General features: G+C 61.1%; 11 protein-coding genes. 4 read left to right on the forward strand and 7 right to left on the reverse strand.

All coding sequences use genetic code 11. From position 1 onward, the window contains the following. Positions 1-95: 95 nt before the first annotated feature. Both mazE and mazF read left to right on the forward strand, forming a co-directional pair. Positions 96-359, forward strand: a complete 264-nt coding sequence (mazE, locus tag C7477_RS15265) for a type II toxin-antitoxin system antitoxin MazE (protein WP_110753717.1) — start codon at positions 96-98, stop codon at positions 357-359. After that, on the forward strand, positions 359-718 hold the full coding sequence (gene mazF / locus C7477_RS15270; protein ID WP_110753719.1) for a type II toxin-antitoxin system toxin MazF: 360 nt from the start codon (positions 359-361) through the stop codon (positions 716-718). Before mazE ends, mazF begins: the two co-directional genes overlap by 1 nt. A gap of 50 nt (positions 719-768) precedes the next feature. Here the strand turns inward: mazF and C7477_RS15275 are convergent, their stop codons facing one another. From C7477_RS15275 to C7477_RS15290, 4 genes are all read right to left on the reverse strand, one after another. Continuing rightward, the gene (locus C7477_RS15275) at positions 769-1,494 is read right to left on the reverse strand and encodes an HAD family hydrolase (protein ID WP_110753721.1); all 726 of its coding nucleotides are present in this window, start codon (positions 1,492-1,494) and stop codon (positions 769-771) included. Next, entirely contained in the window at positions 1,491-2,552 is a 1,062-nt protein-coding gene (locus C7477_RS15280; protein ID WP_110753723.1) for a succinylglutamate desuccinylase/aspartoacylase family protein, read from the reverse strand. The genes C7477_RS15275 and C7477_RS15280 overlap by 4 nt, the downstream gene beginning before the upstream one ends. 147 nt (positions 2,553-2,699) lie before the next feature. Beyond that, on the reverse strand, positions 2,700-4,355 hold the full coding sequence (pgi, locus tag C7477_RS15285) for a glucose-6-phosphate isomerase (RefSeq protein WP_110753725.1): 1,656 nt from the start codon (positions 4,353-4,355) through the stop codon (positions 2,700-2,702). 121 nt (positions 4,356-4,476) lie between these two features. After that, positions 4,477-6,276 (reverse strand): IlvD/Edd family dehydratase, encoded by a 1,800-nt coding sequence (locus tag C7477_RS15290; protein ID WP_110753727.1) that lies wholly within the window; start codon positions 6,274-6,276, stop codon positions 4,477-4,479. A 200-nt stretch (positions 6,277-6,476) separates the two neighbouring features. Between C7477_RS15290 and C7477_RS15295 the strand changes: the two genes are divergently transcribed. Further along, positions 6,477-6,938: an SRPBCC family protein gene (locus tag C7477_RS15295; protein WP_110753729.1), complete on the forward strand. Its 462-nt coding sequence runs from the start codon at positions 6,477-6,479 to the stop codon at positions 6,936-6,938. 289 nt (positions 6,939-7,227) lie between these two features. On the opposite strand, the gene C7477_RS19260 is transcribed toward C7477_RS15295, so the two are convergent. The 3 genes from C7477_RS19260 to C7477_RS15310 form a co-directional block, all read right to left on the reverse strand. Then, positions 7,228-7,620 carry a hypothetical protein gene (locus tag C7477_RS19260; RefSeq protein ID WP_245411858.1) on the reverse strand — a complete coding sequence of 131 codons (393 nt, stop codon included), beginning with the start codon at positions 7,618-7,620 and terminating at the stop codon, positions 7,228-7,230. Positions 7,621-7,690: 70 nt separating this feature from the next. Further along, positions 7,691-10,825, reverse strand: a complete 3,135-nt coding sequence (locus C7477_RS15305; RefSeq protein WP_110753731.1) for an efflux RND transporter permease subunit — start codon at positions 10,823-10,825, stop codon at positions 7,691-7,693. A gap of 7 nt (positions 10,826-10,832) precedes the next feature. Beyond that, positions 10,833-11,978: an efflux RND transporter periplasmic adaptor subunit gene (locus C7477_RS15310; RefSeq protein WP_110753733.1), complete on the reverse strand. Its 1,146-nt coding sequence runs from the start codon at positions 11,976-11,978 to the stop codon at positions 10,833-10,835. A gap of 323 nt (positions 11,979-12,301) precedes the next feature. Here C7477_RS15310 and araD1 point away from each other — a divergent pair, with 323 nt between their 5' ends. Then, a complete protein-coding gene (araD1, locus tag C7477_RS15315) occupies positions 12,302-13,294 on the forward strand; it encodes an AraD1 family protein (protein ID WP_110753773.1) in 993 nt (330 codons plus the stop codon). Positions 13,295-13,331: the final 37 nt, after the last annotated feature.

The following is a 13,331-nucleotide window of genomic DNA, read 5'->3' on the forward strand; positions in this document are numbered from 1 at the left end:
GACGCATCGATAGATTGCAGATCGAGAACTTTGGGATACACCTTGTCTCGCGCGAAAAATGTGCTATTTATGTAGCACAAATTAGAGGCACTCAGATGACTAACACAGCGAAGATTCGTCGTCAGGGCGGCGCAACCGTTTTTAGCATTCCTCCCGCACTTTTGAAAATGCTCGGCGCTGAAGTCGGCACGGAGTTGACCTTGGTTGTCGATAATGGGTCTCTTGTGGCGACGCCGAAGCAGGCGAGGAAAAGATATACACTGGCGGAGCTGCTCGAAGGAGCAGATGAAATGGCTGATTTGAACAAGCAGGCCGCCGCTTGGAATGCTGGCTCGCCTGTCGGTAACGAAGTGTTCTGATGGTCCGGAGCAACGTTCCGAAGCGTGGCGACGTCTTTCTGGTCGATCTAAATCCCGTCGTTGGAAACGAAATGAGGGATGATCATCGATGTGTTGTGATCACCCCTCGCGAAATTAATCTTGTCGGAATGTGCCTCACCGTGCCGATTACGACGGGGGGCGGGTTCACGCGCAAAGCCGGGCTTGCCGTCAACATCTCAGGTCATAAAACGACCGGGGTCGCTTTGTGCAATCAGGTGAGAGCGCTCGATCTTATGGAACGGGTGAAACGCAAGACGGCCAAGCTTGTCGATACGCTAGACACCTCCACAACTGACGAAATTGTCGCCAGAGTGGTCAGCATGATCGACCCCGCTTAACCTGCCTTCAGAATTCGCCGGAAGCACCGCTTCTGCAAAGCCATGGGCCTCTAACCTGCCGCAAACAACCCCGGCAAATCCGCCACCGAATCCAGCACCACATCCGCATGCGGCTCCAGCGCGTCGCGCGGGCTGTTTCCCGATAATACGCCGACGGCGAGGCCGGCGCCTGCCGCGTGGGCCGTCTCCAGATCATGCAGATTGTCGCCCACCATGGCGATTTGGCGGGGTTCCAGCCCTAGCTTCTCAGCAAAAAACAAGAGCGGATCTGGATGCGGTTTGGGGCGCGGGACCGTGTCGTAGCCGATGAAGCTATGAAACAGCGCGGTCAGCCCCAGCGCTTCCGCCGTCGCCCGTGCGCCGGCTTCGGAATCGTTGGTGGCGATGCCGAGGGAATAGCCCTGGTCGCGCAAGGCTTCCAGCGTCTCGCGCAATCCATCGACCGCCACTGCGGCCCGCGCGCCTTCATGGACGCAGTAGTCGTTATATTCGCGGATCAGCGCCGCCCTGTCGTCGCGGCTCACATCCGGATGCCAGAGATCGACGATATCCTCGACCGTGCCCGCCGCGATTACCGAATTGGCGCGGAAATGCCGTGCGGCCCAATCGTAGCCGCCCTTGTCGAGAAGAGCGCGGGCCTTCGCCTCGTCGCCACCAGAAGAACGGCGCGCGAGTTCCTTCGATATGCCGAACCATGTGCGGTCGAAATCGACGAGCGTGCCGTCCTTGTCGAAGAGAATGGCCTTGATAGCGCCAAGAGACCTTAGCGCCATCATGCCTCCAGCGTGCCGGGGCGTTTGGCGACAGCCGAGGGTCGCGACCCCAAAAGTTTCAACAGATCGTCGCCGCGCCTGACATAGCGCAGGCTGCGCCGGGTCAGGATGTGGCCCGCTTGGGGTGCGGTCAGGGTGATATCGCCGGAGGGGTCTCCCGGACGCGTCACGACCGTGACGAGGCTATCGCCCTCCCCCACCTCGTCGCCCGGAGCGACATGATAAAGCACCATGCCGCCGGTCGGCGCGCGCACCATCTCGACATTCTCAAGCGGCGTCACCGGGCCGTCGAAGACAGCCGAAAGCACCTCGCCATCGTCTTTCACCACGCCGCGATGGACGAGGAAGCGGTAAAGGCCTTGCGCATCCGCTTGCCCCGTATCGAAACCGACATCGGTTTGCCCGCGAAACTCCACCGTGGTGACGGCGCGGCGCTTCATGTCGCGCTTTTCGCGCGGCAATTGCAGCACGGGATGGGCGCACGCTTCCTCGAAGGCGGCGTCGGCGGTGGAATCCCAGGCGAGGATCGCTTTCGAGCCCAGCGCGGCGGCGAGATCATGCATATCGGGGAGGAAATCCTTGTGGACGTAAAGATAGTTCTCGCTCTGGTCGTCGCAGTGCAGGTCGAGCACGATTTCATGCGGAAGCGCGAGGCGCAGCAGCGCAGCCTTCAGCCGTTGCGCGAGTGATATCGGCGCGTCGGTTGCGGGCAAATCCGATGTATCGAAATCCGGCAGAAGCGGAAAAGCGCGGTTGAAGTTGACCTGGCTGAAGGATTCGAAACGGCCCAGATGCTGATAGGCCTGCCACTGGTTCGAACCGATGGGGTTGGCCTGCGGGACAATGGTGATATCGCCGGCGATGCGGCCTTCGCCTTCCGCTTTTTGCAAGAGTGGCACGAGGAAATGCAACGCCGCCTGTCCGGGAAGCTCCGCGCCGTGCAGCGCCGCTTGCAGATAGGCCGTGGGCGCATTTGCATCGCTGCCTTCGAAACGCAGGACGCGCAATTCGATTGTATTTCCCGGCACATCGCCGGGAAGAGTGATTATTTCAGTTTTCATTCTTATTTCTTCGAATTCGCATTCCAGACCAGCCTTTAGAGCTGTATGCAATTAAGCGGAATCAGGCATCCCGCTCTAAATCTTTGTTTTAGCCGCATGATCTAATCCGAAAAGTCTGCAACTTTTCGGGATCATGCTCTAGCCAGCTTATCCGATTGCCTGGCGTCGCTCCAGCAAATGCGCGACAAGTCCTTGCGTGGAGGCGTCGCGGCCTTCGGCGGATTTTTCGCCCTCGACGACGGGCAAAAGCTCCGTCGCCAGTTCCTTGCCCAGTTCCACGCCCCATTGGTCGAAGGCATTGATGCCGAAAAGCTGCGCCTCGACGAAGACGCGGTGCTCATAAAGCGCCACGAGCCGGCCGAGCGCATAGGGGTCAAGCAGATCGTCGATGATGGTGATCGACGGCCGATTGCCGGAGAAGACGCGGTGCGGCGCGATGCGGTCGGCCTCCGTCTCATCCATTCCCTTGGCGATCAGTTGCGCCTTAGCTTCAGCCAGCGTGCGGCCTTTCATCAGCGCCTCAGACTGCGCCAGGCAATTGGCGAGCAGCATCTCATGCTGGTTGACGAGGTGCGGCTCGTGGCCCTTCACCGCCGCGATGAACTCCACCGGGATAACGTCGGTTCCCTGATGCAGAAGCTGGAAAAAAGCGTGCTGGCCATTGGTGCCCGGCTCGCCCCACACCACCGGCCCGGTTGGGCCTGACACGGGCTTGCCATCGAGCGTGACGCTCTTGCCGTTCGATTCCATGTCGAGCTGCTGGAGATAGGCGGGAAGCCGGGCAAGGCGCTGCTCATAGGGGATGACGGCATGGCTGCCATAGTCGCAAATGGCGCGGTGCCAATAGCCGATGAGGCCCAGCGTCACGGCCAAGTTCTGTTCCACAGGCGCATCGCGGAAATGCACATCCATCGCATGGGCGCCTTCGAGGAAGCGGCGGAAATTCTCCGGCCCGACGGCGATCATCAGCGGCAGGCCGATGGCTGACCATATGGAATAGCGCCCGCCGACCCAATCCCAGAAACCGAACACCCGGTCCGGCGCGATGCCGAAGGCGGCGACCTTTTCGAGCGCGGTGGAAACGGCGGCGAAATGCGCCCCCACCGCCGCCTCGCCCAGCGCCTCGGCCACCCATCTGCGCGCGGTCTGCGCATTGGTCATGGTCTCGATGGTGGTGAAGGTCTTGGACGCGACGATGACAAGCGTCGTCGCCGGATCGAGGGGCTTCAGCGTATCAGCGATATGGGCGCCGTCGATATTGGAGACGAAATGGGTGCGCGGGCCGTCATGATATGGCGAGAGCGCCAGCGTCGCCATGACGGGACCGAGATCGGAGCCGCCGATGCCGATATTGACGATGTCGGCGATCGGCTTGCCCGTCGCCCCCTTGATCGAGCCATCGCGCAGCCCACCCGAGAATGCGGCCATGCGGTCCAGAACCTCGCGGACGGCGGGCAGGACATTCTCGCCATCGACCAGGATTTCCTTCGATGTGCTATCGCGCAGCGCGACATGCAGCACCGCGCGGTTTTCCGAATTGTTGATCGGCTTGCCAGCGAACATGGCGGCACGGCGGCCTTCCACATCGGCGGCCAGGCTCAAGTTTTTCAAAAGGCGCATCGTCTCGTCATTGACGAGGCATTTCGACCAGTCGAGCAGCAGATCGTCGAGCGAGAGGGAAAAGCGTGAGAAACGGGCGGGGTCAGAGACGAAGGCGGCGCGCATGTCCTTCGGCGCGCCATCCAGCCAATGGCTTTTCAATGCGGCGACGGCCTTGGCGACTTCAATCTCGTTCCTGCTCATGACGCATACTCCCGAATCGAAAAGGGTTTTGCGAGACTAGAGCGGGAAGACGAAAAGTGTAAGGCGGGAGCAAGGAAATCTCCCCGCCCCCGCCTTGCATTAGCGATCAATCGATACGCGATTAGTGGTTATCGCGCGGCAGGCCCATGGTCTGGGCGATGCGCTGGTATTTCACCGCCGGCTTCAGCACCATGCCATCCGAGAGCTGATCGACCATGCTGCGCTGGATTTCCTGCCATGGGGTCTGGTCGGCGGGGTATGGATAGCCGCCGGCAGCTTCCAGTTCGGCGCGGCGCTCTGCCAGTTCCTCGCTGGAGATGAGGATGTCGGCCGTGCCCTTCTTCAGGTCGATGCGCAGGCGGTCGCCTGTCTTCACCAGCGCCAGCCCGCCATTGGCGGCGGCTTCGGGCGAAGCGTTGAGGATGGACGGCGAGCCCGACGTGCCGGACTGGCGGCCGTCGCCGACGCATGGCAGCGCGTGAATGCCCTTCTTGATGAGGTAGGCGGGCGGCTGCATGTTGACCACTTCCGCCGCGCCCGGATAGCCGATCGGACCGGCGCCACGCATGATCAGAATGGTGTTTTCATCGATGCCGAGCGCCGGATCGTCGATGCGGGCGTGATAATCCTCCGGCCCGTCGAAGACGCGCGCGGTGCCTTCGAAGGCGTCCGGATCAGCAGGGTTCGACAGATAGCGGTCGCGGAACTCCGGCGAGATGACGCTGGTCTTCATGATGGCGCTATCGAAGAGATTGCCCTTCAGATTGATGAAGCCGGCCTTCTCCTTCAGCGGATCGCCGAACGGGCGGATGACCTTGGTGTCGAGGTTTTCCGCGTTCTTGCAATTCTCGCCGATGCTCTTGCCGTTGACGGTGAGCGCATCCGGATGCGGCAGTCTGCCGGCCTTCATCAACTCGTTGACGACCGCGGGCACGCCGCCGGCGTGGTGGTAGTCCTCGCCCAGATACTCGCCCGCCGGCTGCAGATTGACCAGCAGCGGGATATCGTGGCCGACCGCCTGCCAATCGTCATTGTCGAGCTTGATGCCGAGATGACGGGCAATGGCGTTCAAATGGATCGGCGCGTTGGTCGAGCCGCCAATGGCCGAATTGACGACGATGGCGTTCTCGAAAGCTTCGCGCGTCATGATATCGGACGGACGCAAATTCTCGCGCACCATCTCGACGGCGCGGACGCCCGTCTCATAGGCGATCTGGCCGCGCTCGCGGTAAGGCGCCGGGATGGCCGCGCCGCCCGGAAGCTCCATGCCAAGCGCTTCGGCCAGCGAGTTCATTGTTGTGGCCGTGCCCATCGTGTTGCAATAGCCGACGGAGGGGGCGGAAGAGGCGACGATATCGATGAACTCTTCGTAATCGATCTCACCGGCGGCAAGCCGCTCGCGCGATTTCCACACGATGGTGCCGGAACCGGTGCGCTCGCCGCGATGCCAGCCATTGAGCATCGGGCCGACGGAAAGGGCGATGGCCGGGAGGTTGACGGTGGCCGCGCCCATCAGCATGGCGGGCGTCGTCTTGTCGCAGCCGATCGTCAGCACAACGCCGTCAAGCGGATAGCCGAAGAGCACCTCGACGAGACCGAGATAAGCGAGATTGCGATCAAGCCCGGCGGTGGGGCGCTTGCCGGTCTCCTGGATGGGATGGACCGGAAACTCCAGCGCCACGCCGCCCGCCGCCGCGATGCCGTCGCGCACGCGCTTGGCAAGCTCGACATGGTGGCGGTTGCAGGGGGAGAGGTCCGAGCCCGTCTGTGCGATGCCGATGATCGGCTTGCCCGAACGCAATTCGCGGCTCGTCAACCCGAAATTTAAATAGCGCTCCAGATAGAGCGCGGTCATGCCCGGATTTTCGGGATTGTCGAACCATTCCTGAGAACGGAGTGTTCTGGTCTTCTTTTCGCTCATGATTTTGCTTTCCTCACCGGTTCCCCAGCCTTTTCCTTTGCCTCATGGCATAGGCGAAACAGGGGGAATCGGCAACAAGTATTACTAAATGACTTTTGGATCGTCGCGCGCCATTTGGACGCGGAAAAGGCCGTTTCGGTGACGCATGGCAAAATCCGGCGATAAAATCTACATTACCTGACATGAATAAAGGAGCGGACATGGACCTGACCGGAGAGGAGCGTATCGCCGCGCCGCGCGAGGCGGTATGGCGGGCGCTGAACGATATCGAGACGCTGAAGGCGGCGATTCCCGGATGCGAGGCGCTGGAATGGCGTAACGCAACCCAGCTGGAGGCGGCTCTCGCCATGCGGTTCGGCCCGATAAAAGTCAGGTTCCACGGCGAATTGGAACTCTCCAATCTCAATCCGCCGGTCTCCTATACGATTTCGGGCGCAGGCAAGGGCAGCATCGCCGGCTTCGTGCATGGCAGCACCGACGTGGTGCTGACCGAAAGCGGTAACGAAACCGTGCTGACTTATATCGTCAGGGGAGACGCGGGCGGCGGAATCGCGCAGATCGGAACGAGGCTTCTCAGCTCAAGCGCGCGCAAGCTGGCGGACCGGTTTTTCGCGAATATTGGCGAGGCGGCGAGCGGTGGAGGCAAGCCCGCCGCATCTTGAATTGGAGCGGTTCATATTTTGACGGAATCGCCTGAACTCTGTTTTGGGACCGTTGCTGTCATGGAGGGGTAGAGGAATGGATCCCAGTGACAAGCACTGGGATGACGGGGTGGAGATGTCTTTTCACTACCGGATATGCTTCTGCCAAGCGGAGAGGTTGGAGTTTGGCGTGCTAACAGTAAAGCAATCGTCATCCCAGTGCTTGTCACTGGGATCCATTCCTCTACAATGGTGCGGCCGCAACGGTAAAAGAATGAGCCAACCGTTTCTATCTAAAAGGTGAAATGCTTTAGCTTTTGCGCGGTTGCCCGCCATAACGCGCGGCAAATATCCGCTCTGCCTCAGCAAAAATTTCATCGACCGACTGAGTGCTTATGCCACTCTTTCTGGATTCATCAATGAGTTGGCCTAACTCTTCGAGAGTATACTCCCGGTCATGTCTACGCTCGGTAGGGAACCCAGCGCCTTCGGCTTGGTCCTTTAGCGTCCGAAGCGCGGCATCGGTGACAGCCATATCGTCGCCGACAAGCACACCGTCATCGCCATGATCGGGATAATAACCGGGGAGTTGGACGGTTACGCTCCTGCCTTTGTAGCTCACCGCAAAGGGACGCACGCCGCGCCGCAGCGTTTCGCCGGTTACCGGAGAAACCATCGTATCGGGAAGAGTCTTTATCGGCATGACCAACTCCCTCGGACAATATCGCCCAAGGACTTCATCACCTTAATGGTGGCAAATCAAGCCTCCCACCTCAAGGCTTCCGCAGCGCATCCGCCAGTTCACGCTTCAGGCGGTTGTGCTCCTCCACCTTCGGCTTGGTGAAGCGCCCGAGCAGGAGATAGGCGACGGGGGTGATGTAGAGCGTCGCGATGGTGGCAAGGCCGAGGCCGCCGACGATGACCCAGCCAAGCGCGACGCGGGCCTCGGCGCCGGCGCCTTGTGCCAGAACCAGCGGCACGCCGCCCAGAACGGCGCAGATCATGGTCATCGTCACCGGACGTAGGCGGATATTCGCCGCCTCTTCCACCGCCTCGCGCACGCTCATGCCCTTGTCGCGTAGCTGGTCAGCGAATTCCACGATCAGAATGCCGTTCTTGGCCATGATGCCGACAAGCAGGACAAGACCGATCTGGCTATAGACGTTGAGGCTCGTTCCGCTGATCAGCATCGCGAACACGGCGCAACCCAGGCCGAGCGGCACGGTTGCCATGACGATGAACGCGCTGACGAAGCTTTCGAACTGCGCTGCGAGCACCAGAAGAATGATGATAATGGCAAAGCCGAAGGTGATTGCGAGGCCCCTGGAGGTGTCGCCCAGCGTCTGTGCTTCCGCCAGCGGAATGATGCGCGCGCCGGCGGGCAGAAAGGGCGCGGCGATTGTGAGTGCTTCCGTGTAAGCATTGCCGAGGGCGAAATCCGGGCTGAGACCTGCGGTGATCGCGACGGAGCGCATCCGCTGCTCGCGGTCGAGTTCCGGCGGCACCGCCTGTTCGGTAACGGTGGCGATGGACGACATGGGGACGTAGCGACCATCGCTCGTCTTCATGAAGATATTTTCAAGATCGGTCGGATCGTTGATCGGATTGGTGGTTGAAACCAGTTTCACATCATAACTGCGGTCGCCGATATAGACGGAGCCGATCTTGCGTCCGTCGAGGACGGACTGGATGGCATTCGCGAGGCCGGTGATGTCGATACCAAGATCGGAAGCGCGTTCGCGATCGATATTGACGGCAAGCTGCGGCTGTGTCGGATCGATGGTCAGGCGCGGCTGCTGATAACGCGGATCCTTCGCCAGCGCCTCGACGATATTCTGCGCCGCAGTCCGGAGCTGATCATAATCATTGCCGAGCACCGCGAATTGCAGCCCGTTGCCCGCTCCGCGTATCCCTAAACTGTTCGGCTGGGACGCGAATACCCGCACGCCGGTAACAACCTTCAACCGCTGCAACACATCGGCCATGATCTCCTGCTGGCTGCGGGCGCGCTCACCCCAGGGAGCCAGTGTCATCACGATGACGCCGGTGTTCGGGGCGCCCCCGGTGCCGGCAATGGCGAGCGTGCTCCGAACTTCGCCGGAATCGCGCAAGGGCTGCAACAGCGCCTCGATCCTGTCGATCTGACTTTCCATGAATTCCAGGCTGATGCCCTGCGGCCCGCTGAGGCGCAAGATCGCCTGGGCGCGGTCCTCCGTGGGCGTCAATTCCTGGCGCAGCGTTCCATAGCCCACATAGGACGCGGCGGCGAAGAGCACCGCCACGGCAACCACGATCAGCGGCGCGGCAAGGCAGGCATGAAGGCTACGGCGATAGAGAGTGGCCAAAAAGCCGCCGAAGCGGCGTATGCCACCCGGCGAATGATTGATATCCTGATGATGCGCCGCCGCCTCGGATAGAAAGCGCGAAGCGAGCATGGGGCAGAACGTGAGCGCGACGATAGACGAGAGCAGAACCGAAATCGCCAGCACGAAGCCGAATTCGCGGAACAGGCCGCCCATCTGCCCCGGCAGGAACGAGATGGGGACGAACACGGCGGCGAGCGTCAGCGTGGTGGCGATGACGGCGAAGAACACTTCCTGCGTACCGAGCACGGCCGCCGCGCGCGGCCCCATGCCCTGGTTGCGCCGGCGCACGATGTTTTCGAGCACGACGATGGCGTCATCAACGACGAGGCCGGTCGCGAGCACCAGCGCCAGCAATGTCAGGATATTGACCGAAAAGCCCGCCAGATAGATGGCCGCGATGGTGCCGATCAGCGCCACCGGCATGGAAATAGCCGGAATGAGCGTTGCGCGAATGTCCCACAGGAACATAAAGATGATCAACACGACGATTGCGACCGAGGCAATGAGCGCGATTTCCACCTCATGGATGGCGCCGTCGATAAAATTGGCATCGTCGCTCGTGACATGGATGGAAACGCCCGGCGGCACATTCTTCTGCAATTGCTCGATTGCCGCGCGCACGCCCTTGGAAATGTCGAGCGTATTGGACTGCGCCTGACGGATAATGCCGAGCCCGATGGCCGTCTTGCCGTTTGAGCTCACCGAGGAGGTTTCGATATCCGGCCCCAGCGTCACATTGGCGACGTCGCCGATCTTGGTGCGGCCCTTGATGACGATATCCTCGAAGGCCTGCGGCGTCGTCACAGTCGCCGTCGCGCGTACGACGATGGACTGGTCGTTGCTGCGGAGCGAACCGGCCGGCGCATCGAGCGCCATATCGGAAAGCGCGTTGGCGACATCAGCTATCGTCAGGCCATAGCTTGCAAGCTTCGTCTGGTCGATATCGATGCGGAAAATCTTGTCGCGATCGCCATAGACCTGCACATCGGCGACGCCCGGAACTGCTGCCAGCACATCCTCGATATGATCCTCGACCAGAACGGTCATGTCCTGGATCGACATGGAATTCGATGTCACTGCAAGGCGCATCACCGGATCGGCATTCGCATCGGCCTTGATGATTTGCGGCGCGTCCGCTTCATCGGGGAGACTGTTGGTCACGCGCGAAATGGCGTCGCGCATGTCGGCGGCGGCGACGTTCAAATCGACGCCATCGTCAAATTCCACCGTGACGCGGCTGCGCCCGAAGGAAGAGGCCGAAGAGATCGACTTGACGCCCGGAACACGCGCCACCGCGTTTTCCAGAACCTGCGTCAGCTCACGATCGATGGTTTCAGCCGACGCGCCGTCGAAATCGGTGCGGATGGTGATGATGGGGCGATCCACATCGGGAAGCTCGCGAATATCTACGCCCGTAAAGGCGGCGAGGCCCGCAACGACGATGAGAACATTGAGAACGAAAGCGAAGACCGGCCGGCGGATGAAAAGCGCGGTGAAGCCGCCTTCATCGGACGCGCTGGGTGAGGAAGAGTGATCGCTCATAGCAGGCTCATCCAGCGTTCGGCGTGGCGGCGGGCTGCGAACCGACGGGCGCGCCGTCGCTGTTCACGATGGTAACCGGAGCGCCGGGACGCACGGTCTGCACGCCTTGCGTGACGATGGTATCGCCGGGCTTCAGCGGCGCATCGACCAGAATGCTCGTGGTGTTGCGCTGAATGATGCGTACGGGCACCCTCTCCGCCTTTCCATCGACAATACGCCAGACGAACGCGCCATCCGCGCCCCACTGGATCGCCAGCGGATCGACCGAAGGATAGCTATCGCCCGGGAACAGCAACGTCACCTCGAAGGACATGCCGGGACGCAAGGCATCGTCCGGATTAGGGATGCGCGCGCGTACCCGCAAGGTCCGGCTCGCCTCGTCGATGGCATTGTCGACGGCGCTGATCTTGCCCTCGAATTCCCGGCCCGGCAGCGCTACCGCCGTCGCGGTGACCGGCTGGCCGACCTTGACCTGCGGGGCGTAGCGTTCCGGCACCCAGATATCGATGAGAACCTGCGACCGGTCGTCGATGGTCGCGATAGACGTATCAGAGGTGACGAAATTGCCGGCATTCACTGGCAGAATGCCGATGACCCCCGCGATAGGCGCGGTGACCGTGCGGCGTTGAAGCGCAAGGGCCGCCTCCTCCGACGCGAGCTTGGCATTGGCGACGGCGAGCTGGGCATCGACCACCTGCACCTCGGTCACCGTATTGGTCGCGCGCAGCGTAGTGATGCGGCGCAATGTATTTTGCGCATTCTGCAAAGCGATTGACGCCTTGTCGTTGGCAATCTGTTCATTGGCGGCATCGAGTTCGGCAATCGGCTGTCCAGCCTTTACCAGCGCTCCCGCCTGCACCAGAAGCTTGGTCATCATCCCGCCGGTATAGGGCGTGACAGAAACGGACTCCAGCGCGCGACCCGTGCCGATGGCCGTAAGCCGGGTATTGATCGTCTCGGTTTGAGCAGGCGCGGTAACAACCAATGTCGGCCCTTGGCCACCGCCACGGCCGCCACCGCCTTGACCGCTCGCCGCGTTCCGAGGCGCGGGCTCTCCTCCGCCATCGCTTGCGTCATGATAAAAATACATCCAGGCGGCGAAAATCGCCAGCAGGAGAAGCGCAACGAGGATGATCTGCTTCCAGACTTTCATCCATAACTCCAGTTGAGGAAACACATCATACCCTCGACGGGCCGGAGGGCATATGGGGCATCTGACAAAGCGATTAACAGTTTCGATCCACGCGCTCGCGACCGAAGTCCGGCGAGACAGTCGAGCCGCCCAGGCGCAAATCACTTGGGCGTGATGGCAATTTGTCCGCAGCCGCGTGGCACGTCCAATTAAATTTATGTAATCAACATCCTTAGCGAACAAGAAGCCTCTTGTCATTGCTCATACAGTATGACTTTTAAACCGCGAGCTTCAACGACCATCCCGTCCATGGGATGAAAACCTGTCGAATTGGGAGGGTTATGATGAATCTGGTTCAGCTGATCAGCGAAAAAGGCAAACGGCAGGTCGCGGCCCGCACGGAAGATGGCTTCCGCATCGTGCGCGGCACCCGTTCGGTGCTGGAAATCGCGCATGAGGCTATCGAGGACGAAACGTCGATCGACGCCATCATTGAAGAGCGTGGACTGGGCAAGCCGGCCGATGTGGAAGCCGCCTATGCGGATGGGCGCCTGCTGCCGCCGATCGATGCACCGGACCCGGCGCATATCCACCTGACCGGAACGGGTCTCACCCATCTTGGCTCGGCTGCGACGCGCGACGCCATGCATAAAAAGGCTTCCGCCGAAAAGGACGAGAGCCTCACCGATTCCATGAAGATGTTCCAGATGGGCCTTAAGGACGGCAAGCCCGCGAAGGGCGAAACCGGCGTGCAGCCCGAATGGTTCTACAAGGGCAACGGCACGATGCTGGTAGCCCCCGGCGCAGCGCTCGTTTCGCCATCCTTCGCGGATGACGGCGGCGAAGAGCCTGAAATCGCCGGCATCTATGTCATCGGCCCCGACGGCACGCCCTTCCGCCTCGGCTTCGCGCTCGCGAATGAATTTTCCGACCATGTGATGGAGCGGGTCAACTATCTTTACCTCGCCCATTCGAAGTTGCGCCCTTGCGCGATCGGACCGGAATTGCGCATTGGCAAACTGCCTGATCACATCGACGGCGCATCGCGCATTCTGCGAGATGGCAAGACGCTCTGGGAAAAGCCGTTCCTCTCGGGCGAGGACAACATGTCCCACACCATCGCCAATCTGGAGTATCACCACTTCAAATACGAAGTGTTCCGCCAGCCGGGCGATATCCACATCCACATGTTCGGCACGGCGACGCTCTCCTTCGCCGACGGCATCCGCGCCGAGCCGGGCGATGTCTTCGAGATCGAAGCCAAGGATTTCGGCCTGGCCCTGCGCACCCCCTTGCGCGCTTCGAAGGCGGAGAAGGTGAAGATCAAGGCGCTTTAGGCCTACGTGGCTTCAAGCTGGAACGAGGCGTGCGCCC

The sequence above is a fragment of the Paramesorhizobium leguminum genome (assembly GCF_003217235.1).
Lineage (GTDB): Bacteria > Pseudomonadota > Alphaproteobacteria > Rhizobiales > Rhizobiaceae > Paramesorhizobium > Paramesorhizobium leguminum.

Excerpts from the sequence above, each read along its gene's own strand:
- araD1 (WP_110753773.1), top strand. The coding sequence starts at position 12,302 with ATGAATCTGGTTCAGCTGATCAGCGAAAAAGGCAAACGGCAGGTCGCG.
- mazE (WP_110753717.1), top strand. The coding sequence starts at position 96 with ATGACTAACACAGCGAAGATTCGTCGTCAGGGCGGCGCAACCGTTTTT.
- mazF (WP_110753719.1), top strand. The coding sequence starts at position 359 with ATGGTCCGGAGCAACGTTCCGAAGCGTGGCGACGTCTTTCTGGTCGAT.
- C7477_RS15295 (WP_110753729.1), top strand. The coding sequence starts at position 6,477 with ATGGACCTGACCGGAGAGGAGCGTATCGCCGCGCCGCGCGAGGCGGTA.
- C7477_RS15275 (WP_110753721.1), bottom strand. The coding sequence starts at position 1,494 with ATGATGGCGCTAAGGTCTCTTGGCGCTATCAAGGCCATTCTCTTCGAC.
- C7477_RS15280 (WP_110753723.1), bottom strand. The coding sequence starts at position 2,552 with ATGAAAACTGAAATAATCACTCTTCCCGGCGATGTGCCGGGAAATACA.
- C7477_RS19260 (WP_245411858.1), bottom strand. The coding sequence starts at position 7,620 with ATGCCGATAAAGACTCTTCCCGATACGATGGTTTCTCCGGTAACCGGC.
- C7477_RS15310 (WP_110753733.1), bottom strand. The coding sequence starts at position 11,978 with ATGAAAGTCTGGAAGCAGATCATCCTCGTTGCGCTTCTCCTGCTGGCG.
- pgi (WP_110753725.1), bottom strand. The coding sequence starts at position 4,355 with ATGAGCAGGAACGAGATTGAAGTCGCCAAGGCCGTCGCCGCATTGAAA.
- C7477_RS15305 (WP_110753731.1), bottom strand. The coding sequence starts at position 10,825 with ATGAGCGATCACTCTTCCTCACCCAGCGCGTCCGATGAAGGCGGCTTC.
- C7477_RS15290 (WP_110753727.1), bottom strand. The coding sequence starts at position 6,276 with ATGAGCGAAAAGAAGACCAGAACACTCCGTTCTCAGGAATGGTTCGAC.